Source organism: Bacillus sp. SRL543 (assembly GCF_984799205.1).
On the sequence record NZ_OZ481794.1, the window covers coordinates 2,538,729 to 2,561,708 of the forward strand.

A 22,980-nucleotide genomic window follows, 5' to 3' on the forward strand; every position below is an offset into this window, starting at 1 on the left:
CTTTTCCCAGCTTATTTATACAGCCGAAGATGCCCGACGATCATTTTGGCTTCTTCTTTATCCATCGGCGGCAGGGCTGCTGCTGTAAGGCTTCCGGGTGCAACCTCAGTCCTTCCGGCGTCTTTGACCGTTACATAACCTTTATCTTCCAGCTTCTTGAGCTCGGATTCGCGGCCGGAGAGCATAATTTTTGTTTGTCCGCTCATCAGCCATTCTTTAAAAAGAGGTTCTTCCATATATGTAAGCACACTTATGGCTGCTGCATGGGCGGCCTGGGCAGCAGCTTTCCCGGCTGACATCTTTAAATCAGAGTTAATCACATAATATTGTACAATTTGTTTCATATTGACCCTCATTCTTATTCATTTAGTTATACTCCTGCTCGGAACACATCCATAATTAAAGAAAGTGCCAGCGGGCCAAGAAAAATGGCAATGATCAGCCAAACGCCAGTTTCCATTTTTATTTCCTTTTTGTCCAGTGACAGCTTTTTTAGAGCAAAGTCAGCTGCTGGCACGATGAGTCCCATAGAAACGAAGATGGCTATTGACTTTAAGGAGACCGGCTGTACTTTTTCATAAGCATAAGAAGCAGCAAACCCTACAGCCACAAGGATAGCAGGATTTATAACAGTCGTCAGTTTCATCGAGCCTCCCTCTTTCTTTATGAGCATTCAGCAGAGCTGTATATTGGTTGGATTTAACAGAATTCTTTAGTTAATATGTTAAAACAGGACAGCCAGATTGTCCAGATGACTTCATTATTGAATGCTGAATTTGAATACGCCTTTTCTAATGGACAAATAACAGAACCAAATCGCCTGCAGGAAGAAGATAATGCCAAATATCTGTGCTGGAAGCAGGATGGAAGAGGCCAGATTGGTCGCATCCCCTGCTGCCTGCGGAGTCATAAAGCTCAGCAGCATAATTTCAAAAGAGCTTGTGACAGATTCAACGAGCATGATAGATGCAATCAGGAGCAGGACATTCTGGACGACTGTTGGGCTTCCTTTTTTCAAAAGAAAAGCAAAGCCGGCACCAAATGAAATAAGCCAGAAAATTCCGTAGGCATTACGCACCCAAAAAATCAGATTAAGAACGATCAAGCCAAGCAGAATCAAAATTAGCACTTTATCTTTTTTCTTCCCAAGCAGCCAAAAGGCGATGAAAGCCATAAAAGATGAAAAAACATATCCCGCTGCTCCAGTGAACACTCCCCCAAACCAGTTAGAATGTCTTGTATATGTGACACCTTCTGTATTGGCAAAAAGGGAGATATGGTGGACCTCCCCCCCGAACAGGGCGACAAGCGCATGGCCGGATTCGTGGATGAGCGTGTTGATGATTCCTGCATAGTCACCAATGACCGGCATTCTTGTAATAAGGACGGCCACTATTAAAAAAATAAAAAACCGCCAGCTGAACTTGCTGCGAATGAAATTCATCCATAGTCCTCTTTTCCTGGTAATCTTAAAGAAAATTATACCGGAAATGACTTTAAAAAGCTTTTGTGGCTATTACTTTTTTACTCTTAGAGAAATGCTAACTATATATACAACTTCCCTGCAGCCTTATTTCAAATCTGCTTGTTAATGCTGGCTGTTGATTTCCGTTCCAGGCACTTCGCTTTCCGCGGGGCGACGCTGAGCCTCCTCTTCGCTCCGCTCATGCGGGGTCTCAGCATTGCCGCTTTCTCCCGCAGAAGTCTGCGTGCCTTCTACTGCAATCAACAGAGTTTAATAATTTTGTTGGCAATTTTGCAGTTATAAGATGGTTAGTTCCTCCGTGGCTGGATTGGCTCTTTTTAAAAAATTCTCTTACTCCTGCAAGGCAAAAATTAACTTTTTTTCGAAACGCCTTTCTTCTCATATAACAACATAAGTTTTTCTTATAGTTAATTATAATATTCTGGTCATTTCTAGCTTCCTGTTTAAAAGCTAAAATAGAAACTAGCAGATACATACATAAGGAGGCTTATCATGAAGGCGATACATGTTACGGAGTATGGCGGTTCTGAAAATATGATTCTGGCTGAATCTGAAAGGCCGGTGCCTGCTGCGGGGGAAGTTCTGATTAAAGTGAAGGCGGCCAGTGTGAATTTTGCCGATATTAAGGCGAGATACGGCAAAAAAGGAGGCGGTTCCCTCCCTTATATCCCTGGTATAGACTGTACCGGCACGATAGAAGCTTTAGGGGACGGTGTGGAGGGTCTTATTCCAGGGCAGCGGGTAATTGCGTTTCCTTCTAAAGGATCATATGCCGAATATGCTGTCGCCCCGGCTATGCTGACATTCTCCATCCCGGAAAGCATCTCAGATATACAGGCTGCAGCATTTCCGGTTGCCGGTATAACATCGCTCAAGCTGCTTGAAGAAGTCGCTAGAATTAAGAAAGGAGAAACCGTACTAATACATGCCGGCGCAGGCGGGGTCGGAACTACAGCCATTCAGATTGCCAGAATACTTGGCGCTGGAAAAGTAATCACTACGGCTGGTTCTCCTGAAAAAACAGCATATGCATTGGAAGCAGGCGCCGACTACGGAGTGTGTTATACAGAGGAGGATTTCTCGGAAAAAGTAATGGAATGGACAGAAGGAAAAGGAGCTGATGTTATCCTTGATTCTGTTGCCGGTGCAGTGACGGAAAAAAGTCTGGATTGCCTTGCACCTTTTGGAAGGCTCGTCAATTTCGGCAATGCTTCCGGAAAAGCTGGCACTGTAAAGACAAGTGATCTCCACAGCAGCTGCCGCTCCCTTCTTGGCTTCAGCTTTGGCACGGTGCGCAAGAACAGGCCGCATCTTGTAAGAGCTTCAGCCGAAAAAATCATGTGTTTGCTGGAAACCGGCCGGCTGAGCATGAAAATCGGAAAAACTTTCAGCTTGGCAGAGGCAGCCGAGGCCCATACCTGGATAGAGAGCAGACAGGGAATGGGGAAAACTGTCCTGATCATAGACTAAATAAAAGAGCCTGCACTGTATGCAGGCTCTGAATCTTCTATATCATTACACTTCTTCTAAGATTTGCAGCAGCATCCTTTATATCTGCTGCCTGGCTGATGCTTGTTATCACAGACACGCCGTCTGCCCCGGCCTGAATCACAGCACGTGCATTGAGGGGGGTGATTCCGCCTATGCCGACAACTGGAACCAGGATGGCTTCTTCCCTCAATTCCTGGATAAGCGCCATTCCCCGGACAGCCTTGGCATCTGGTTTAGTGGAAGTCGGGTAGATGGGGCCAAGTCCGAGATAATCGGCGCCTGCCTTGACAGCAGACTTCGCTTCCTCAATAGTATGGGAGGATACCCCTAATATTTTATCGCCGATTTTTTCCCGCACGGCTTCGGCCGGCTCGTCCTCCTGCCCGATATGGACGCCGTCTGCGCCGATTTCACATGCCAGTTGTATATCATCATTTACAATGAACGGAATACCGCTGGCCCGGCATAACTGCTGAAGCTGCTCTGCAAGCACATACTTTTCCTTTCTGTTCAGGCATCCTGCCCCTTTTTCCCTGAACTGAAACAGGGAGATTCCGCCTTGAATCGCCTCTTTCATTACCATCTCCGGATTTTTCAGGCAGTTCGTACTCCCCATGATAAAATAAACCTTTAAAAGCTCTTTCATTCTTTGACTGTCAATTCGCGCCATATGCCAAGCCCTCTGCTTTCTGTCTATTGTTATAAGCCCAGTGGTTTGTCGGGCCATGGCCGCTTCCGATCAGAAGATCATCTTCAATGGCTGCCTGGATGAAGTCTTTTCCAAGCCGGACGCTGTCCTTTACAGCAAGCCCCTTCGCCAGCCCCGCCGTGATGGCTGCTGAAAAGGTGCAGCCGGTCCCATGGGTATTGACTGTATCAACCCTCCTGCCTTCAAACACATCAAAGCTGCTCCCATCAAAAAGCAAATCAGCAGCAGCTTCTGGATTTACTGTATCATGCCCCCCTTTAATGACTACATGGTCAGCGCCAAGCGCACACAATCTCCTGGCCGCTTCTTTCCGGTCGGCTAAAGAAGAGATTTTTATGCCGGTTATTGCTTCTGCTTCAGGAATATTGGGAGTGATGATATGGGCCAGCGGCAGCAAATAATCCTTCAAGGCAGCCATGGCGCTTTCCTGGAGGAGGCTTGCCCCTCCCTTGGCAATCATCACAGGGTCGACAACCAGCTTCGTCCATTTATAATGGCTGATTACGGCAGAAACAGCTTTAATAATGTCTGCATCAAAAAGCATGCCCGTTTTTAAGGCATCCGTCCCCATGTCGCTTCCAATGCTCTCAATCTGTTTACTGACAGCTGCTGCCGTCATTGGGAAGACCCCCTGCACGCCAGTAGTATTCTGAGCGGTGATCGCTGTCAGTGCTGACATGCAATAGACACCAAGTTCCTGGAAGGTCTTAAGATCAGCCTGGATTCCGGCTCCGCCTCCACTGTCCGAACCTGCTATCGTCAATGCTTTCTTAATTGTCATTCTGTATATCCCCTTTCAGGACAGTAATCCCCGTCCTTTTCTCAAGATCCTCCGCCTTAATTAGGGCAAGGGTGTTAAGCAGCTCAATTTGAAATGTTCCAGGCCCCTTGCTTCCCGCTGCTTCTGCTGCCATTTCTGCCGCTGCAGAATATACAGCCAGCGCAGCCGCCGCGGCTTTCAGTGGATCTGATTCGATTGCATGGAAAGCGCCTATAACTGACGACAGCAGACAGCCGGTTCCTGTAACTTTCGTGAGGAGGCTGCTTCCGCCTGTAATACGGACAATAGTTCTTCCATCAGATACGATGTCCTCCCTCCCTGTAATAACAGTTATGGTGTTGAACCGTTTTGCAGCAAACTGGGCTACCTCTTCCGGGTTGCCGGCTTCCCCCCCGTCAACACCTTTGATTTCTCCTCCTTTTCCGGCAAGATGGGAGATTTCCGCCGCATTGCCGCGCAAAATGGAAATCGGCAGCTCTTCAAGAAGGCTTCTGCCTGTTTCGGTCCTGTATGCTGTTACACCTGCCCCAACCGGATCGAGGATGATCGGTACAGAGTTTCTGCCAGCTGATTTTCCCGCAAGTTTCATAGCTTCCACTACAGGGGAAGTGAGAGTGCCGATGTTCAGGACCAGCGCCCCTGCAATGCCGGCCATATCGGCAGCTTCTTCTGCAGCATGCGCCATTACAGGCGAGGCCCCCAGTGCCAGCAGGCCGTTAGCGGTAAAATTGGTGACAACCATATTGGTGATATTATGTACAAGCGGCTTTTCAGCCCTCAGCTTTTCAAGCATATCTGCGATTTCTCTATTGTTCATTCCACTTTCTCCTTTCAATAAAAAAAGCCAGGCCCCTGAGAGGACCTGGCAAGTGTGCATAAAAACTTAGCAAATAGTTTCATTTCGCTACTTTCCTACGCTGGCATCATCCAGATCAGGTCCAAAGGGTTAAAAAACGGGCCAGTTTTTCTCTCAGCCTGCTTACCGCAGGCACCCCCAGTAGTTGCTTATTAGATTATCAGTTATATAGTATCTTTTTTTCTCCCCCGCGTAAAGCGATTATCTTTTTTCTAAACCACCTCTGCGGAAAAGCGGAAGACAGGAAGTTCAATGAAAATGGATGTTCCTTCTCCTTCATTGCTCTCTGCCCAGATTTTCCCGTTGTGCTGTGCAATGATTTCCCTTGTGATTGATAAGCCGAGGCCATTCCCGGCCGTCATGCTGCTTCTGCTTGTTTTCGTATAGTTTTTGTCAAATATGAAAGGAAGCCTGGCAGCAGGTACCCCGCTGCCGGTATCTGAGAGGCAGATCCTGACCAGGTCGCCCTGGCCGGCCAGCCTGGCGCTCAGCGTCATACCGCCGGATTCCGTATGCCTGATGCTGTTTGAGATCAGATTGGAGAAGGCCTGAAGCAGCCGGCCGGGATCTGCTTCCACCATAGCCATATCTGCCTCATCTGTTTCCTTCAGGTCCAGGGTGAATAAAAGCCCCTTGCTTTCCGCTTCGAATTCGAATTGCTTCCATATGTGGACAAGCAGCTGGCCAAACGGCAGATAGTCCATCTCAAACCTGATCTGGCCAGCTTCCATACGGGATAAATCAAACAAATCGCGGATTAAAGCATTCAGTTCATCCAGGCGGCTGATGCTTCGCTGCAGAAATTCCCCTTTTTGCTCATCTGATTCGGCAGTCCCCTCCTGCACTGCTTCTATGTAGCCCCTGACCGCGGCTAGTGGGGATCTCAAATCATGCGAGATGTCCGATATTATGCTGTTCTTTTCCTGCCTCGCGAAGTCGAGTTCCTTATTGGCTTTTTCAAGTCTGATATTTGCTTCATGCAGCTCTTCTGTCCGCCGGGCAACCCTTGCTTCCATCCTTTCATACAGATCGGCATTTTCCAAGGATATGGCTGCCTGAGATGCAATCAATTCAAGAACCCGGAGATTATCTTTTGAAAATGCATGCGAAATCTGATTGTTTTCCAGGTACATCATACCCTTTACTTCACCCTTATTCAGGATTGGCAGACAAATGAGCGACTTCAGCAGCATCCTTTTGACATAAGGGTCCCCTGAGATCAGACTGTTTTCGTGAGCATGATCCAGAATGACTCCTTCCCTGCTCAGCTCTGCAAGTTCTACTGCCTGTTCGGACAGCATTTCTCTTCCGAGGACCTGCTCGAAGCGTTCTGGCCGATTACCGTCACCTGCATATTCACCGATGGTCCAAATTCCATCCCGCTTAAAGAGGAGGATCCCCCTGTCTGCCCCGCTGTAATGCATGGTAACCTCCAAAAGCCGGGCCAGCAGATTTTCAAGTACTACTTCCCTGGATATGTTCTGGGCGGCGGAAACAAGGGCGTACTCATCAAACTGAATGGAATGCCTGTTTTCCGGCTCCTTCAGCAAGGAAATTTTAGTCTCTTTCCGCAGAATATCAGCCTTGGCTCCTGCACCCCAAAGACAATATCCTTTAAACGCTTCTGAGAAAAAGGAGCTTGCCATCCTGCTGTATCCCTGTGCAGAAAAATAACGGCCTGCACATTCATTTGCAATTGCAGCATCCTGCAGGAAGCCGTTCTTTTCCGCCTCCTGGATGCTTTCATCATAAACGTTGAAAAGATTGGGATCTCTCTTGGCAATCCTTCGGTATTCGGCTTTCAGAAGCAAGTATTTATGCCGGAAATTTGAAGGGGAAAGAGCTGCCCAGCGTTTCATTTTTGATAAAGAGTCCTTCAATTTAGCCAAATGGGAAGCTTTGTTTTTTTTCAGCTTTTCCTGTTCATAAAAACGGACAAGCCATAAACCGTGATAAAAATGGTATTCAGGGATGATGACAAGTGTCAGCCTTTTGCTGACAAGCCGTGCCAGTTTCTGAATAAGCTCCCCGGCATACTCATTTTTCTGGAAAAGATAGCTCATCTGAAGCCGGATCGTGTAATGGATGATTTTTGCAGAGTCATCATCAAGCACAGGAGTAAAGGTCCAATCATGACTCTCTTTTTCCTTCATCAAATAGAGGACCCATTCTTCCATCTCCGTCAAAAAACCGATTGAAATAGGATATTGAATTCTATTGACGAACCTGATCTGACTCCGGATTCCATCCAGCGCCTCTTCAAGCGGCGATCCTTTCATAAGCAATGTGATAACTATGAATGAGCTATTAGCACCGGCAAGATGGATATTTCCTGCATCAAGGCAGTATCTCTGTGAATCTGTGAGGTGGTTCAGATTGTCTGAAATCGGGTTTCTCCAGTGACTGACAAAACTTCCGAAGACAAACTGCACCCGGCCTTTAATGCCTGTGACACCAAAATGATGAGACAGTTTGATTGCCAGCCTGCCGTAGTCGTAGCTGCCCTTGAAATCGCTGAAACCTGCGCTTAATATCAGGCTGTAATTATTGAATACCAGAGCGCTTAAATCGGTCAATCCATTGTCGAGGGTGAAGTTCAGCGCCTTCAGCATCAGCATGGAGGCAAGATTCTGGTCTGCATGGTAGGATGGAGCGTTCAGGTTGATGAGCGTCTGCAGAATTTGCCTTTTGTCCCGGTCCGTCATTTCAGGAAGGGACATGATATCTTCTTCGGATTTGCCGCGCAAAGCAAATTTTGCACGGAGAAACTCCAGCATAATGGCATGTTTGCCGATGCTTGGTGCAAAAGTGATCCCGTAGAGCTTGAGGCCTTTTATTCCTGAGCTGACCGCCTCTTTCACCCTGTGCATATGGGTGAATAATGTGATCTGCAGGTTATAGATGGATAATTTCTCATAATCAGTTTCCGCATTTTCAAGCACTATAGCGAAGGTTTTTTCAGCTTCACCCAATTTTCCTGTCAAATAAAAGCATTCACCGAGACCTTTAAATATGCGGAAAGTCAGTTCATATTTCCCGTCCCAGTCTTCCCCGGCGAGCTCAAGTGCAGCCTGAAAATAAGAGAGTGCTTCCCGAAAGGCAGCAGCATCCTTGGCCAATTGCCCGGCAGCGGCATTCCATTCCGCAAGCGGTTGCCTTTCCTTCGCTTCAAGCTGTTCACTGCAGAAATTCAAATGGTGGACAATCTGGAAAATGCGGGACGGTGAATTATCCTTCATGCTGACAAGCAGCCTGCCGATCCTTAAATGGGAGGCCTTCTGTTCTTCCAGGTTCATAGACTGATAGACTGCCTGCTGGACGGTATCGTGAAGGAAGCTGTACTCTGTTGGCATAGCATCCACATAGCCGCTGGAATGAATATATTTATATAAAGGATCTTTAGGGAGAATAAAGCCTGATTCAAGAGCCAGCCAAAGAGATTCAGCGAGCCGGCCCGGCCTGTCTTCGAACAGGAGGGAAAGAGTTTTGAATTCAAATCTGTTTCCAAAGCAGGAGGCAGCCTTTAAAACCTCTTTTGCTTTTTCAGGCAGCTTCTGAAAACGCTCTAACATAAAACCGGATATTCCGTCATTTACTGGCCTGTTCATTATTTTCCAGATATCAGCTTTCCATTTTCTTTCTTCTGGATCGCTGGTGATGAAGCCATCCTCAAAATAGGAAAGAAGGAGCTGGCTGATGAACAGCGGGTTACCCCCGGTAATCCTGTGTAAAAGCCCTCCCAGTTCCAGAACCGTTTCCCCATCATCTCTCAGGGCATTTCCTGCCCATTCATAAATCTCCCCTTGGCTGAGAGTGCGGACCGGGATGTGATGAATGGGAGTTTCTCCTTCACCCAGCTTGGCAAGTGTCCTTCTTACTGGATGGCTTGGCCCTGTTTCGTTGTCCCTGTATGCACAGATAAGCATAAAATGGGGTATCATGCCCTTCAGCAGGAGATATTCGATCAGCTCCAGCGAAGCAATATCCGCCCACTGAAGATCATCAAGAAATAGGACAAGCGGATGCTGTTCATCTGCAAACAGGCATACAAACTGATGGATATGAAACAAAAATTGCTGATGTGCGTCAGCCTCATTTGGCTCTTCTTCTTCCAGCTGCTCTCCCATAAGCAAGGCCAGCTCTGGCAAAACCGGGAAAAGGACGGCATAATTGCCGGTAAAGCCTTCCTTTAATTTAGCTGCCCATTTCTCTTTGCGGCTCCCGCTTTCAAGCATAACCTGGAGAACGAGAGAACGGAATGCGGCAATGATTGGGGCATATGGCATCTGCCTTTGCAGCATGTCATACTTTCCGGAAACAAAATAGCCTTTATCCCGGATGAGCGGCTTCTGGATTTCATGTACAAGAGCCGTCTTTCCCATCCCGGGGGAACCTGGCAGGAACACGGCGCCTGTTCTACCGCGGCTGACTTCCTCAAAAACATGAAGGATTTCTGCTTTTTCACTTTCCCGTCCATATAGCTTCCTTCCGGCTTCAAACAGCATACTGTCATCGTCTTTTCCAAGTGGATATACTTCTTGCTGCTTGCCGGACTTCAGGTTTTCGGCGGCGCGGAGAAGATCGGCGCGCATCCCGAAAGCGCTGCTGTATCGATTTTCAGGCATTTTTTCAAGCAGCTTCATGATGATAGAGCTAATTATAGGGGGAAGGTCGGGATTTGAGTCACAGGGATCTTTCACACTTTTTGCCAGATGCTCGTATACAAGCTCAAGCGGTTCTTTAGCCTTGAAAGGCAATTCGCCGGTAAATAATTCATAGAATACAGTTCCTGCTGAGTAGAAATCTGAACGATAATCAACGAGCCTGTTCAATCTTCCAGTCTGTTCAGGGGATATGTACGGCAAATGGGCAAAATTGGCCAGACTGGCAGCGTTCAAGGAAGGATGTTCTTCCTTCAAAAGCGTCGACTGGCCGAAACCAGTGACTTTCAGCCTGCCATCAACGGGGTTAAAAAGAATATTTCCAGGATTGATCGATTTATGGATAATATGCTGCTGGTGCACCTGCAGGATTGCCCCTGCAAGTTTGGCTGAAATATCCAGCATCTCTGTCAGGCCGGCATTTTTTGTGCTGGAGAGCTCCCTTAAGGTTATACAAGGAAAGTATTTGCAGACCAGATATGGCTTTTTTAAGTGTATGATTATCTCTTCGGCTTTTAAGATGCTGTCTTCTTCCATTTCCTTTGTGAGCTGGTATTCGTGGACAAGAGCGGCTATCTCCATATCTGACAGCACATCGTTTTTATATGTCTTAATCAGCACCTGTTCCCTGCCTTTGACTGAGTAGCCTTTCAAAAACAAGAACTCATCATTTTCTGTTTCTGCGCCAATCAGCTGGTATCCGGGGAGATTAATGTTCTCAATCATAATGGCCACCTTCTTATTTAAGCGAAACTTTAATGCTGCTTTAACAAAACTTTAACTTTCCATTTTATAATATAGTCAACGAGAATGATCTGGAGGAATGGGCATGAAGAAAGAAGAAAAAGCGCTCTCTTATGAACAAAATATGTGTGAATGGATATGTTTAATGGAAGAAGCAAGAAAGCTTGGCATGACGGCTGAGGAAGTCAGGGAATTCTTCAAATCCGCCAAAAGGCTCAACCTCCATTGAATTTATAGCCCATGCCCCTGACTGTGATGATATATTCCGGCATGGATGGGTCACGTTCGATTTTCTTGCGGAGATTGCTGATATGGACCATGACCGTCCTGATATCCCCTAAGCTGTCTTTTCCCCAGATAGAATCGAATAAATGCTCCGCACTGAAGACACGGCCCGCGTTTTCAGCAAAGCAGCAGAGCAGCTGATATTCCTTCGCAGCCAGAGAGATGGACTTTCCTTCCCTCGTAACCTCACAGCTGTCCCTGTCAATTGCCAGCTTCCCAAAAATCATTGCCTGTCCGTTATCAGCCTTCTTGCTTCCTGACAGCTCTTTGAATCTTCTAATATGGCTTTTTACCTTAGCCACTAGCACTGGAGGGCTGAATGGCTTAGTAACATAGTCATCGCCGCCGATCCTGTGTCCGAGGATCTGGTCTATATCATCTTCCCTTCCGCTGAGGAAAAGAATCGGAACATTTGTCTTTGTCCTGAGAATGCGGCAAACCTCAAACCCATCCATATCCGGCAAAGCCACATCAAGGATGATCAGGTCCGGCTCCAGGCTTCCTGCCAGTCGCACCGCCTCAGCCCCTGCTGATGCGAATGCCAGCCGGAAGCCTTCTTTAGATAAATATGCCTTTTGAATAACCTGTATATCCGGATCATCATCAACCAGCAGAATCATTTCACCTGCCAAGAATGCGTCCCCCTTTTTATAGCACAAGGAAAAAATTAACACTACTAGTATATTATAGCATTCATGACAGATTTTTATTGTGTTAATCTTTTGACTGCTGTATTTAAATGTTTTATGAGCAGGGCATGGGGTAAATAAAGAAGGAAAGCCAATCTATCGAAGGGACTGATAAACGATGGATCGATTAGCAGCGACTTCTGATTTTGGCATCATGATGGAAGGTTCCTTTGTTTTCCGTTCACAAGGAACCCTGGTGCTTAATCGGTGGACTTAGAACCGATTCGGCCGCAAAGCTGAACCTTCCGTGAGCTGCATATGCAGCTGAAAGCGCAGGCCTTATGGCTTGCGCTTTTTCTATGGAAAGATTCCAGCCTGCACTTCTTGGGGTATCAGCAAAAAAATGGTAAGATATATTTAGGAAAACTAAACAAATAAAGAAGGTTGCAACATGCAAATCATTTCAAATAATAAAGGAATCCTGGCTGCTTTTTTCATCGCTCTTGCCGGAGGGATGATCTTTACAGTCCTACACCTGCCGATTCCCTGGCTGCTGGGCAGTCTGACGGCCATTCTTGCTGCCAGCCGGTTCATCCCCTTCAAGCTGGAATGGCCTAGAAAGCTGAGGGATGCAGGAATCCTGATAGTCGGATACAGCATCGGTTTGTCATTCACAAAGGATGCAATCATCCAGATGTCAGGAAAACTGCCAAGCATGCTCGCCATGACCTTGCTTACCATTGGATTTTCGGTCCTCCTTGCCGTCATCGTTTCCCGTATTTCCGGTATTGATTTCCCGACTGTCCTTACAGGCAGCATACCTGGCGGGCTTTCGCAAATGCTTGTTTTTGCAGAAGAATCAGAAGGCATCGACTTGACGACTGTTACCTTTCTGCAGGTTGCAAGACTGCTGATGATCGTCTTCTTTGTCCCTTTTTTAGTATTAGGTCCGCTTTTATCAGGAGAAGCGGGGCCAGCTGCCACTCTGCAGGAAGAAATACCAGGGTGGAATGCCTTGTTTCCGGCTGTCATACCCTTTGCCATCGCTTCACTGGCAGGTGCTTATCTTGGGAAAAAATTAAGGCTGCCGACACCTTATCTGCTCGGCCCCATTGTCGCAACCGCCTTGATCGGGATTTATTTTACGAGTGGACCTGCGCTTCCTCCTTCCCTGCTGGATCTGTCCCAGTTTTTCATCGGCGGCCATATCGGCCTCCTCATGAGGCCGGAAAAGCTCAACCACAAAACCAAAACCATCTCGCTTGCCCTTTTGAGCGGCGCTCTGCTTATCGGAATATCCCTATTATTGAGTATCCTGCTGGCATTCGAGTATGATCTTTCATCTGCCACCAGCTTTCTCAGCCTTGCTCCAGGTGGAATGGACCAAATGGGAATCCTGGCACATGAGGTTCATGCAGACCTGGCAACAGTTACCGGCTATCAGCTTTTCCGGATCTTTTTTATCTTTTTCGCCGTACCGCCTGCACTGCGCTGGTATTTCCGCCGGCGGACACGAAGGAGAACGTTAAAAACTTAAAATCACATCTCAATAACATTTGTTTTCGCAACGTAAATAGCAGGGATAATTAACAAACCAAAAAAGCTTGGGATAAGCCCAGGCTTTTTACATTTAATATGTTGTTCTTATTCAATAAACACACTCAATCGCTCAATAGTTGAACAGGCGATTTTCCGTTAAACTTTTGCATTCTTAAACAATGAAACCAGGTTCCCTGCTATTGGAGATTTATAGTGGGATGATCTTCCCTTATACTCCCTAAAAACCACTTGTGTCTGCTAAAAGCAATTATAGCCATATAGTTTTCTTGAAGCAGCTGGAGATCACATCCCAAATAGCAAGTAAAATAGCACCCTGAATTGTACGATGACAATATTCTTTGTCAAAGTGTTATTTGGGGTGCCATTTGCTTAATATTGTTGTCTTACCAAACACAATTTGTTTTATGCGCTGAAAGACATGCTGACTCTAATGCCATTTACAGTGTTTCTCCAAGAAAACTCTGATCAGGCCCACTTTATTATTTATATTGATCTAATTAATAGTTACAGCATGGCTGCCCATCATCTTCCATGCTTTTATGAAAGCTTCTTTTTCCGCTTTCCTGTCTTTGGTGCCATAAGGATCATTAACATAGATATGGTCATCATCATAGCCAGTGATCACGACGCTGTGCATATTGAATGTGACCTGTACCGCTCCCTCGGGCGTGTCCCACTTTTCAAAGGAGGCGGCCGGCGTTAAACTGGCCGTTGTGATGATCCATACGGGCGAGCCTTCACTAACCTTTTTCAGAATTTCAGCAAAGCTCTTGCCAGTCAGGTTTTCCGCCTTGTCGCCGGCATAAGACTGGGCCAGCTTGAAAATTGGCCCATTATAGACGCCAAGACCCGGCCCGTTGGCCATGTCCCCCACAAACCCTGCGTTCGGGCTTCCGTAGCTTCCGTCACTATAGCGGAGCGGGACGGTATCTATACTATCCGCCAATTCATTTTTCGTCACCTTATAGCCTTTATAATTCAGAAGCATGGCGAGGCTTGTCACCTCACAGCCGTTATATAGCCGGGGGGCAGCCATCTGGTTAAACAATGGGACGTCCAGCATCACTTCCTCCTTTATAATTTCATTTTTCGATAGTGGCGCATTTTTTGCTTTACTATGTAATTCCGCTGCCAGGGCCTTTCCCGGCTCCTTGTTTTCTGCATCCATCCAATGGTAGCCTCCCAGAGTAATAGAAAGACCCACTGTGGCGGCAATAGCGGTTCCCCAAGCTTTGTTCATCTGCAAATTCTCCTTAGCTGCATACATTCTAATAGTTTCATTATTAAGGCTGCTGAGGGCTCTTTCAAGAAATTTGCCTCGATTTAAAGATAACTTAACTCTACCGACACATTCCCTCCCTTTTTTTCCAGTCAAGGACAGATAAGGGTGCCTCGGCTGATATTGCCATCCTCCTCCCTTTTTCCCCCAGTTTCGTGCTATTTCTCTTTCTATGATGGATTCCGTCTAGTTTTGTGAGCTTTTGTCAGTCGGCAGGAATAAGGACAGCACTGCGGAATATAACAGGCAATGATAAAACCGGCTCTAATCCGTTTTGGCAAAATCATGTTTTATATTCAATATAATTGAAAGGGTGTTTTTTATGGAAACTCAATTTATGAAAGCTTACACGATTAATGAGGTTTCGAAGAAAATAGGGGTTCCTTCCGGGACGCTCCGTCAATGGGAAAAAGATTTGAATGGGCTCCTTGTCATTCCCAGGTCCAAGCAGGGAGTAAGGTTTTTTACAGATACAGAAATTGAGCTTTTAGGTAAAATCAAAGAGATGCGCGAGAAGAACCTCAGCAAGGAAATGATCCGCCATCTAATGCAGATCCACCTGGACGGGCGCGGAGAAGACGCCGGCCCAGTGCCTGCATCCCCCCCGGCCGTTACAAGAAGCCCGGAGGCGACTCCTGTTAATGATATGGAAATCTTTATGGAGGCCCTTGATAGCTACAAAGAAAGCTTTCTTGCCGATATACGTTCAGAAATAAGGAATGGCATCCGGAAAGAAGTGCTTGAAGAAGTGAAAAAAGAAATTTCCAGGGGATCGCTGCATACGGTTAAAACGATTTCCGATTCTATATACAAAAATGCTGAAGGGACGAAATCCCAGCTGAAAAGCCTGTCGCACAAGATTGAACAGGCTTCGGAGGAAACTTCCGAAACATTCGGAGCTTTTTCAGAAGAAGTTGCGAGGGCTTCGGAAGGCACTTCTGAACAGATCCGCCAATTGACGGCCCGTGTGTCGGATTCCTCGGAAGCGGCTTCTGAAGAGTTCAAAACGATGATCCACTATATTTCAAAATCTGCCGAAATAACTAATCACGAGATCACCAGTCTCATTGATACACTGAATAAGGACCGTGATGCCTATCTTCATGCCATGAATGAGGAGAGAGAGCAATATAGGGTGGATATCAAGCAGCGTGAAGATATCTTCCAGGATTTTGTCGTCGGCTTCCGCCAGGCTGCTGCCGGGGAAAAGGAAAAAAAAGGTTGGAAGTTCTGGAAATAAGCCTATATTCATGACTGGTCATCTGAGGCGATGGCACGAAATTTCACCAGCACGATGGTTATTGTTATATTTTAACATCCTCTTTTATGCTACGCTTATCCTATGCATTAGATGTACTAGCAAAGGAGCGATTAGCGTGTTTAACGGAAACCATCATGACAACCCGGAAGTATACAGAATCTTTTCAAAAGAGTTTATTCAAAACCCTTATCCCGGCTACCGGAAGCTCAGAGAAGAACAGCCAGTCTATAAAACCGTCATGCCTGATGGACAGACAGGCTGGGTCATTACGAAATATGAAGACGCAGTCGCAGCATTAAAGGACAAGCGCTTCATCAAGGACTTTTCCAAGCTGTACGGCGGCCATATGGATCATGAGAGCATTTTTACAGAGAATATGCTTTTCTCTGACCCTCCTGACCATAAACGGCTGCGCGGCCTCGTCCAGAAAGCATTTACTCCCAGGATGATCGAAGGTATGCGCGGCAGGATCAAGGAAATAGCGGACGAGCTTCTGGACAGGATGGAAAATAAGGAAGAAATCAGCTTGATCGATGATTATGCTTTCCCCCTCCCGATCATCGTCATTTCGGAAATCCTTGGCGTCCCATCAGAAGACCAGGACAAATTCAGGATTTGGTCCAACTCTTTGATTGAAGGGTCGAATGGCGAAAATTGGCATGAAATCCAGCAGCATATGAATGAATTTGTGCAGTATCTGGGCGAGTGGTTTGCCTTTCTGCGCGAGAATCCGCGGGATGATCTTATCAGCCAGCTTATCAATGCTGAGGATGATGGCGATAAGCTGACTGAAAAAGAATTGTATGGCGTCGTCTCCCTGCTGATCATTGCGGGCCATGAAACGACTGTCAACCTGATTGGAAACGGAATCCTCTCCCTGCTTGAAAATCCAGGCCAGCTTCAGCTCCTGAGGGAGAAGCCGGAACTCATCCATAATGCCGTAGAGGAGCTTCTGCGTTATAACGGGCCTGTGGAATACAGTACTTCCCGCTGGGCAATTGAGGATGTAGAATTTCAGGGCCAGCTGATAAAAAAAGGCGAACTCGTCATTGCTGCGCTGAATTCAGCTAATCGTGACGGTGAAAAATTCGCTGACCCGGACGTCCTGGACATCACCCGGGAGAAGAGCCCGCATCTTGCTTTTGGCAAGGGCATCCACCTGTGCCTCGGTGCACCACTGGCGCGCCTGGAAGGTGAAATAGCCATTCTTGCCCTGCTGGAAAGGTTCCCTGAAATAGGGCTGAACGGTTCACCTGATGAGCTGGAGTGGCGCCCGGGCATGATTGTCAGGGGTGTTAAAGAACTTCCGTTAAAGGTCAGATGACTGAAAAAGCAGCCCTTTTTGGGGGCTGCTTCACTTTAAGATTATGTGACTTTAAAATAAATCTCTTCATATTCCTCAAAATCCAGCACCTCGATCACTTCCGACCAATGAAGGACCGTCCCGATAAAGTCCTTAATATCAAGGCCGGGCATTTCATATGTCTCTTCACTATTCACTCTGCCTGTTGCATCTTCAATGAAAGTGACCTTATAACCCCTGTCATAGGCGCTGATGCTTGTAAAGAGACAGCAAAATTCTGTGTTGAAACCGGTGATCACCAGCTTTTCGACATCCAATCCCTGCAGCAGCTCTGCCAGATTCGTCCCAACAAAGGCACTCGGAGTCCTTTTGTCGATCACATAGTCAGGATAATCGGTAAATTCCGCGATGATATCAGCTCCTTCACCTTTTTCATACAGAGGGCTTTCTGCAACTCCATCCAGATGCTTTAAAAAGATGACCGGTCTGTCCCTGTCTTTAAAATCCTTCATGACTTTTTCAATATTTTGCAGTACTTCTGAAAAATCTCTTGTCCCGACAATACCATTCTGCACATCTATCACCAGCAATGCTTCCATTTCTCTCCTCCTAATTGGCAGTCCTCTACCAATTCTTCACCAAATTCGTAATCTCCTCCTACAAATAAGAAATCCACGGGTGATGAGTGTCCATTTGCTGGATGGCCTGCTTCAGCCAGTACCTTTGATACTTTCCACACTCATGAAACATCTACCCATCCCCCATTTTCACAGCAGAAAAAAACCGGATGGCATCATCCGGCAAATTCCTGCTAGCGGCTTTTTTCTTTTAAAAAGAAACTTCCCAAAGTGGTAATGCTGGAAACCACCATAAAGAAAAACGCAGTGCCGGCAAGCCAGGAGCCCTGAAAAATCAGGCATATGGCCAGGGCACTGAAAAATATGATCAGGCTGAAATCCATCAGACTTTCTTTTGTCATAGAATTACCTGCCTTTCGTTAATCAGAAACTCTTTGTTGTCATCTTTTCCGCTCATACGCTCTTTTTAAACATGAATGCCGAAATAATGCTATACAGGACCAGCAGGACTCCTGCTGCAAGGAAGGCTGAGGCAGCTTTTGGAATGTTCTGCTCAGAAAGGCTGTCAGCCATTTCAACACCCAGCAGCTGGATGCCGATCCCGTCTCCATCAATATTCGGCCCCATGTTGAATAGCTCTAAGCCCTTTAAGGGACAATGCAATGCCTGCAATAGTCAAGAAGAACAGGACAGCTTTCATTTGCAGCACTTCCCCCTTTTAAAACAGATTGTCTCTCTATTCGGGCTAGTGCATGTTAATCCCTGCTTTTTGGCAAGAGAATTCGAGTTCTCCCTCTAAAAGGCTGTTGTTGCCCTCTTCATAGGCTGTTATCTTTGTTTGTTCATGGTTCCATAGGAAAAAGAATAGGAATATAAGTGCGGCCAGGACAAAAATTGCTCCGTACATCAGATAATGCATCACAATGGATAAGGTCCTGTTTTGTTTGGGAAGGCGATATAAAGTGAAGTGTATTTGTTGTTTGATAGAGTGCGGCAGATATGACGGCTCATTTTGCAGGATTCTCTTCAGCTGTTCATCCTTGCATTTCTCATGCATTGCCGATCCCCCTTTCCTCAGAAAGATAAACAGACAATTTGGCCCTTGCCCGGTTCAGCCTGGATTTCACTGTTCCTATGCTGATTTCCAGCAGCTCGGCAATTTCCTTGACGGAGAAATCTTCATAATAGTAAAGGATGACCGGTGCACGGTGCTTTTCATCCAGTTCACCGATCGCTTCGCTTATGCTCTGGGCCGGATCGCCGAGAAAGCGGTCTGATAGATAATATTCAATATCCTCTACTGGCACGACTGTTTGTTTTTTTCTCAGGATGTTATGGCACTCATTGATAAGGATGCGCGTGATCCAGGTTTTAAAATATTTTGGCTGCTTCAGTTTGGGGATGCTGCGGAAGCTTTTCAGGATTGTCTCCTGTATGGCATCGGCACAATCGCTGTCATTGGACAAAAGGCCGCGCGCCACCCGGTAAAGTGATACCTCGCAAGATTCAATCAGTCTGACAAAAGACTCCTCATTTCCTTTTTTGGCAAGAATAATGTCTTTTTCTGAAAACACATTTATCTTCCTCCCTTTGCACATTAGACATTTTTTCGAATGCAAAGGTTCCATATTTTATCTAAATTGGGCTTAATTACTTATGGAAAATGGAGAAAAAAGGAGCTTTTTGGGCAATTGGTATTCCCGATTTCTAAACAGTCCCGAGCCTTGGGAGGCAGGCGCTTCAGCGGTTTAGAGGGAAGGTGCCTGAGCAATATTATGGCAAGTAAATAAAAGGAGAAACGGCAGATTCCGACTCCAAAAGGTTAAAACAATCGCAATGTTGGCAAATTAATTCACCAATTGGTTAAAATCCATTGCTTCTGAAGCCATACAGCCAATCTATTGCATGAAAAACTGATTATCATTCATTGCATAAAAATGCATGCTCCTTAACAAAAAATCATAAAAAAGAAGGCCAAATTTCAGCCTTCTCTCATTACCTCCTGCCGCGGCCTGGACCGCGGCTTCCATTTGAAGCTGGCCCCTGTTCTCTGCGGCCGCCTGTTCCATCTGATCTTCTGGATCGCTGGCCGTCACGGCCCCGCCCGCCGCTTGAGCGTGTGCCATCCTGCCTTGGATTTCTTTCAGCAGATCGTTCTCCCGACGCCCTCCGGCCATCACTAAGGGAGCGCCTGTCTCCTGCTGAACGGCTGCCATTCTCTCTCCGCTCATCATTCGAATTGCTGCGCCTTTCGCCATCAGCTCTGCGTCCTTCATTCGCACGGGTGCGCCTCTCTCCGGAACGGCTGCTGCGGCCTTCACGGCTCCCCCGCCCGTCAGTCCGGCCGCCCGTCCTTCTGCGCGATTCAGCAGCGCCAGTCCTGCGGTCCCGGTCAGAACGATTTTTAGGTTTATCTGCACTGCTGCTTTCCTCGCCATCGGCTGTAGAATTGGCAGTTGCTGTGCTTTCTTCTTTAGGCAGTCTTATATTGAGCTCCTGCTCGATCATTTTCAAAGCCGCTTCATCTTTTTCTGCGTAAAATGTGACAGCAAGTCCGTCTTTGCCTGCCCGCCCGGTGCGGCCGATGCGGTGGACATAACTTTCGCTGTCCTGCGGGATGTCGTAATTGTATACATGTGTCACACCCTCAACATCAAGGCCCCTTGCCGCTACATCGGTTGCAATCAGAAACTGGATTTCTGCTTCACGGAACTTCTTCATGACTTTTTCACGTTTAGCCTGGGTAAGATCACCGTGAAGTTCTTCGCATGAGAACCGCTGTGACTTCAAGGCATCATACAGTTTACTGGCCCTGCGGATCGTCCGGCAGAATATGATCGCCATGAATGGCCTGTCTTCCCGGATCCTGCTGATAAGGGCATTCTGCTTGGCCCTGTCGGTTGTAAAAATGGCCAGCTGCTCAATGGCTTTTTCGGGAACAAACGTTTTTTCAATGCGTATGCTTTCCGGCCCCTTCAGATGCTTTTTGGACAGTTTCCGGATATCGTCAGGCATGGTGGCTGAAAACAGCATCGTTTGCCTGGAAGCAGGCGTCTGGCTAATGATCAGTTCCATCTCGTTCAGAAAACCGATATGCAGCATCTGATCTGCTTCATCAAGGACAAGGAATGAAACCTCTTCAAGCTGGACAGTCCCCCTCCTGAGATGATCAAGAAGTCGGCCAGGTGTGGCCACTACAATCTGTGTCTGCTTTTGCAGCTTATGCAGCTGCTTCTCAACATCCTGTCCGCCATAGACCGCCAAGACATTCAAATCAGGAATCCCTTCGATCAGCTTCTTCACTTCTGATGTAATTTGCAGGGCGAGCTCTCTTGTCGGCGTGACAATCAATGCCTGTGTGCTTCCATTAGACGGATCTATTTTTTCCAGGATCGGAAGAATGAACGCCAGCGTTTTGCCTGTGCCAGTCTGTGCCTGGGCGATGACATCCCTGCCTTCCATTACGATTGGAATCGCTTTTCCCTGCACGGGCGTCGGCACTTCGATTCCCTGGACTGCCAGTTTATGTATGAGAGGATCTGAGATCCCGAGTTGTTTAAAATTCAATCTAATCCCTGCTTTCTTTTGGACAATACTCCTATTATCTGCGATAGCTTCATTAAATAGCAACCTTTATCGGACTGTGAATGAAAAAAGAGACCCGGGAGGCCTCTATTAGACAGAAGAATGCATAGCACGCTTTGTTTTCAATAAGTCATTTATGACAATCTTATCTGGGGGGCTGATATTTTCAGGCAGCTGTTCCAGCGGGAAAAACTCCACCTTAAATGCTTCCTCCGCATCAGGTTCAGCTGTTCCACTGTATTCTGTGCAAATATAAGCGGCAATGACATTATAAACCTCGTCGCCATGAGGATACTTATAATATAATTCCTCTCCTGAATATACTTTAAAAAATGAAAGATTCTCTGCATGAAAGCCTGTCTCTTCCTTCAGCTCCCTCAGTGCTGTGCTTTCGAGTGATTCACCCGGTTCAAGCGACCCGCCGGGAAGGCCCCAGCAGCCGTTGTCCCTGCGCAGCTGCAGCAGCAGCCTGTCCTTTCCATCCAATAGCAGGACACTGCTTCCCGCAGCAATAAGCGGACGCGTCCCAACCACCTTTCTTAAATCCATTATGTATCCCATGATTTATCCCCCTTTATTAGTTTGGCAGACATGAACAGCCCGCTTAGATCCATTTCGAAAACCAGGCAACATAATAAGCTGCCGGTATGAATATTGCCTGTGCAAACAGCGTCCCGGCGAATTTGCTTGTCACCATGGTCAGTGAATAGCTTTTTAAATACACATAGCCGGCCTTTTTATTGGCAACCCTGTCGGCAAGAATAGAGGCCTTTGGATCAACAAAAAGAGTCAGCAGAATGGTGGCGAATCCATTGATGATGCCTGATGACATCATGGCTGCCCCCTGGTATTCAGGAGCCAGCGCCGAAGCATATAATGCCGCGAGGATTCCTACTGTGTAAATCCCGGAAATGAGAACATTAACGGCAAACAACCGTTTAGGCACCGTCTGATAAGTGATTCCGTTCAGATAAGAGAGCCTTGGCAGCCGGAAGCAGGCAGCTGCTTTTTTAAGGCTTGCTGCAGTAAGCCCTTTTTTCATAACCTGGATATACGATCCTCTTTCCTCTGACAGATGGACAATGGCTCTCGAAAAGATGCCGAATAAGCCAGTGTTTCAACAGCCGTGATGACCAGCAGAAGCAGGGCTATGAAAAGCAGTTTACCTGTGATGAAGGCCGCCATGCTACCCCCTCCTTTTTGTTTCATTTTAAACCAAAAGGAAGAAGATGGGAAATATTATATTCATTTTATCAATCAACAATAAACTTTAACAAAGCTTAAAACTTAATTTCCATCACTGTCGATATATCATGGAAGCCGATCTCCTCATACATCTTCTTGGCAGGATTCCCCTCAAAAACATTCAGCTGCACTTTTTCATATCCTTCCTGCCTGAACACACTCACTGCATGGGACATCAGCATCCTCCCAACGCCAAGCTTTCTGTATGGCGGGAACACATAAAGGGAATATAAAAATGCAGCATTATTTCCATTTACAGGGTTTGTATCCCTTCCTGCCATCAGCCAGCCGAGGATATTGTAATCATGGACTGCCACATAAAAGAATGCCCCATTCTGCAGCGCCGGAATAAATGCACCCAATCCTTTTTGTGGATCATTCTGGAGATGCCCCATTGAGCTTTCCTCCATCACATGCACGGTTGTATAAAGCAGCTGTTCTGTTTCAGCCCGATTCGCTTTCCGTATAAACAAAAGGCAGCACCCCGTTCATTTGCTTTCAGCATAATATATGCCGTACAAATGCCC

26 protein-coding genes and 1 riboswitch are annotated in these 22,980 nt (G+C 46.7%); of the genes, 5 read left to right on the forward strand and 21 right to left on the reverse strand.

The features are described from left to right. Positions 1-11: 11 nt before the first annotated feature. The 4 genes from AC4E8B_RS12790 to AC4E8B_RS12805 form a co-directional block, all read right to left on the reverse strand. The gene (locus AC4E8B_RS12790; protein ID WP_490213772.1) at positions 12-344 is read right to left on the reverse strand and encodes an aminoacyl-tRNA hydrolase; all 333 of its coding nucleotides are present in this window, start codon (positions 342-344) and stop codon (positions 12-14) included. Positions 345-370: 26 nt separating this feature from the next. Continuing rightward, entirely contained in the window at positions 371-646 is a 276-nt protein-coding gene (locus AC4E8B_RS12795) for a hypothetical protein (protein ID WP_490213773.1), read from the reverse strand. 114 nt (positions 647-760) lie between these two features. Next, positions 761-1,444, reverse strand: coding sequence for a M50 family metallopeptidase (locus AC4E8B_RS12800; RefSeq protein ID WP_490213774.1), 684 nt, complete (start codon positions 1,442-1,444; stop codon positions 761-763). 144 nt (positions 1,445-1,588) lie between these two features. Continuing rightward, complete coding sequence (locus AC4E8B_RS12805; protein WP_490213775.1) at positions 1,589-1,729, reverse strand: multidrug transporter; 141 nt, start codon at positions 1,727-1,729, stop codon at positions 1,589-1,591. A 249-nt stretch (positions 1,730-1,978) separates the two neighbouring features. On the opposite strand from AC4E8B_RS12805, the gene AC4E8B_RS12810 reads away from it, so the two are divergent. After that, positions 1,979-2,956: a quinone oxidoreductase family protein gene (locus AC4E8B_RS12810; RefSeq protein ID WP_490213776.1), complete on the forward strand. Its 978-nt coding sequence runs from the start codon at positions 1,979-1,981 to the stop codon at positions 2,954-2,956. A 37-nt stretch (positions 2,957-2,993) separates the two neighbouring features. Here the strand turns inward: AC4E8B_RS12810 and thiE are convergent, their stop codons facing one another. The 4 genes from thiE to AC4E8B_RS12830 form a co-directional block, all read right to left on the reverse strand. Next, positions 2,994-3,647: a thiamine phosphate synthase gene (gene thiE / locus AC4E8B_RS12815; RefSeq protein ID WP_490213777.1), complete on the reverse strand. Its 654-nt coding sequence runs from the start codon at positions 3,645-3,647 to the stop codon at positions 2,994-2,996. Continuing rightward, on the reverse strand, positions 3,634-4,467 hold the full coding sequence (gene thiD, locus AC4E8B_RS12820) for a bifunctional hydroxymethylpyrimidine kinase/phosphomethylpyrimidine kinase (protein WP_490213778.1): 834 nt from the start codon (positions 4,465-4,467) through the stop codon (positions 3,634-3,636). The genes thiE and thiD overlap by 14 nt, the downstream gene beginning before the upstream one ends. Next, a complete protein-coding gene (gene thiM / locus AC4E8B_RS12825; RefSeq protein ID WP_490213779.1) occupies positions 4,457-5,284 on the reverse strand; it encodes a hydroxyethylthiazole kinase in 828 nt (275 codons plus the stop codon). Before thiM ends, thiD begins: the two co-directional genes overlap by 11 nt. A 75-nt stretch (positions 5,285-5,359) precedes the next feature. Continuing rightward, positions 5,360-5,473, reverse strand: a riboswitch (TPP riboswitch). A gap of 62 nt (positions 5,474-5,535) precedes the next feature. Beyond that, positions 5,536-10,710 carry an AAA family ATPase gene (locus AC4E8B_RS12830; RefSeq protein ID WP_490213780.1) on the reverse strand — a complete coding sequence of 1,725 codons (5,175 nt, stop codon included), beginning with the start codon at positions 10,708-10,710 and terminating at the stop codon, positions 5,536-5,538. A 103-nt stretch (positions 10,711-10,813) separates the two neighbouring features. Between AC4E8B_RS12830 and AC4E8B_RS12835 the strand changes: the two genes are divergently transcribed. Beyond that, positions 10,814-10,957 (forward strand): anti-repressor SinI family protein, encoded by a 144-nt coding sequence (locus AC4E8B_RS12835; RefSeq protein WP_490213781.1) that lies wholly within the window; start codon positions 10,814-10,816, stop codon positions 10,955-10,957. On the opposite strand, the gene AC4E8B_RS12840 is transcribed toward AC4E8B_RS12835, so the two are convergent. Further along, positions 10,944-11,645, reverse strand: coding sequence for a response regulator transcription factor (locus AC4E8B_RS12840; RefSeq protein ID WP_490213782.1), 702 nt, complete (start codon positions 11,643-11,645; stop codon positions 10,944-10,946). The genes AC4E8B_RS12835 and AC4E8B_RS12840 overlap by 14 nt on opposite strands. 448 nt (positions 11,646-12,093) lie before the next feature. On the opposite strand from AC4E8B_RS12840, the gene AC4E8B_RS12845 reads away from it, so the two are divergent. After that, complete coding sequence (locus AC4E8B_RS12845) at positions 12,094-13,179, forward strand: AbrB family transcriptional regulator (RefSeq protein ID WP_490213783.1); 1,086 nt, start codon at positions 12,094-12,096, stop codon at positions 13,177-13,179. A 516-nt stretch (positions 13,180-13,695) separates the two neighbouring features. Here the strand turns inward: AC4E8B_RS12845 and AC4E8B_RS12850 are convergent. Beyond that, the gene (locus tag AC4E8B_RS12850; RefSeq protein WP_490213784.1) at positions 13,696-14,442 is read right to left on the reverse strand and encodes a C39 family peptidase; all 747 of its coding nucleotides are present in this window, start codon (positions 14,440-14,442) and stop codon (positions 13,696-13,698) included. A 361-nt stretch (positions 14,443-14,803) separates the two neighbouring features. Between AC4E8B_RS12850 and AC4E8B_RS12855 the strand changes: the two genes are divergently transcribed. Continuing rightward, positions 14,804-15,721 carry a MerR family transcriptional regulator gene (locus tag AC4E8B_RS12855; protein WP_490213785.1) on the forward strand — a complete coding sequence of 306 codons (918 nt, stop codon included), beginning with the start codon at positions 14,804-14,806 and terminating at the stop codon, positions 15,719-15,721. Positions 15,722-15,857: 136 nt separating this feature from the next. Next, positions 15,858-17,066 (forward strand): cytochrome P450 family protein, encoded by a 1,209-nt coding sequence (locus AC4E8B_RS12860; RefSeq protein WP_490213786.1) that lies wholly within the window; start codon positions 15,858-15,860, stop codon positions 17,064-17,066. A gap of 41 nt (positions 17,067-17,107) precedes the next feature. Here AC4E8B_RS12860 and AC4E8B_RS12865 read toward each other — a convergent pair whose 3' ends face one another. From AC4E8B_RS12865 to AC4E8B_RS12915, 11 genes are all read right to left on the reverse strand, one after another. Continuing rightward, on the reverse strand, positions 17,108-17,644 hold the full coding sequence (locus AC4E8B_RS12865; RefSeq protein WP_490213787.1) for an isochorismatase family protein: 537 nt from the start codon (positions 17,642-17,644) through the stop codon (positions 17,108-17,110). Beyond that, a complete protein-coding gene (locus AC4E8B_RS12870; protein WP_490213788.1) occupies positions 17,626-17,784 on the reverse strand; it encodes a hypothetical protein in 159 nt (52 codons plus the stop codon). The genes AC4E8B_RS12865 and AC4E8B_RS12870 overlap by 19 nt, the downstream gene beginning before the upstream one ends. A 72-nt stretch (positions 17,785-17,856) precedes the next feature. Further along, the gene (locus AC4E8B_RS12875; protein WP_490213789.1) at positions 17,857-18,024 is read right to left on the reverse strand and encodes a hypothetical protein; all 168 of its coding nucleotides are present in this window, start codon (positions 18,022-18,024) and stop codon (positions 17,857-17,859) included. 52 nt (positions 18,025-18,076) lie between these two features. Further along, on the reverse strand, positions 18,077-18,250 hold the full coding sequence (locus AC4E8B_RS12880) for a hypothetical protein (protein WP_490213790.1): 174 nt from the start codon (positions 18,248-18,250) through the stop codon (positions 18,077-18,079). A 118-nt stretch (positions 18,251-18,368) separates the two neighbouring features. Continuing rightward, positions 18,369-18,680: a hypothetical protein gene (locus AC4E8B_RS12885; RefSeq protein ID WP_490213791.1), complete on the reverse strand. Its 312-nt coding sequence runs from the start codon at positions 18,678-18,680 to the stop codon at positions 18,369-18,371. Next, positions 18,673-19,197 carry a sigma-70 family RNA polymerase sigma factor gene (locus AC4E8B_RS12890; protein ID WP_490213792.1) on the reverse strand — a complete coding sequence of 175 codons (525 nt, stop codon included), beginning with the start codon at positions 19,195-19,197 and terminating at the stop codon, positions 18,673-18,675. Before AC4E8B_RS12890 ends, AC4E8B_RS12885 begins: the two co-directional genes overlap by 8 nt. Before the next feature lie 421 nt (positions 19,198-19,618). Further along, a complete protein-coding gene (locus tag AC4E8B_RS12895; RefSeq protein ID WP_490213793.1) occupies positions 19,619-21,190 on the reverse strand; it encodes a DEAD/DEAH box helicase in 1,572 nt (523 codons plus the stop codon). A 108-nt stretch (positions 21,191-21,298) separates the two neighbouring features. After that, positions 21,299-21,769, reverse strand: coding sequence for an NUDIX hydrolase (locus AC4E8B_RS12900; protein ID WP_490213794.1), 471 nt, complete (start codon positions 21,767-21,769; stop codon positions 21,299-21,301). 43 nt (positions 21,770-21,812) lie between these two features. Next, positions 21,813-22,250, reverse strand: a complete 438-nt coding sequence (locus AC4E8B_RS12905; RefSeq protein ID WP_490213795.1) for a lipid II flippase family protein — start codon at positions 22,248-22,250, stop codon at positions 21,813-21,815. Then, positions 22,247-22,393 (reverse strand): hypothetical protein, encoded by a 147-nt coding sequence (locus AC4E8B_RS12910; protein WP_490213796.1) that lies wholly within the window; start codon positions 22,391-22,393, stop codon positions 22,247-22,249. The genes AC4E8B_RS12905 and AC4E8B_RS12910 overlap by 4 nt, the downstream gene beginning before the upstream one ends. Positions 22,394-22,488: 95 nt before the next feature. Next, positions 22,489-22,926 (reverse strand): GNAT family N-acetyltransferase, encoded by a 438-nt coding sequence (locus tag AC4E8B_RS12915; protein ID WP_490213797.1) that lies wholly within the window; start codon positions 22,924-22,926, stop codon positions 22,489-22,491. Positions 22,927-22,980: the final 54 nt, after the last annotated feature.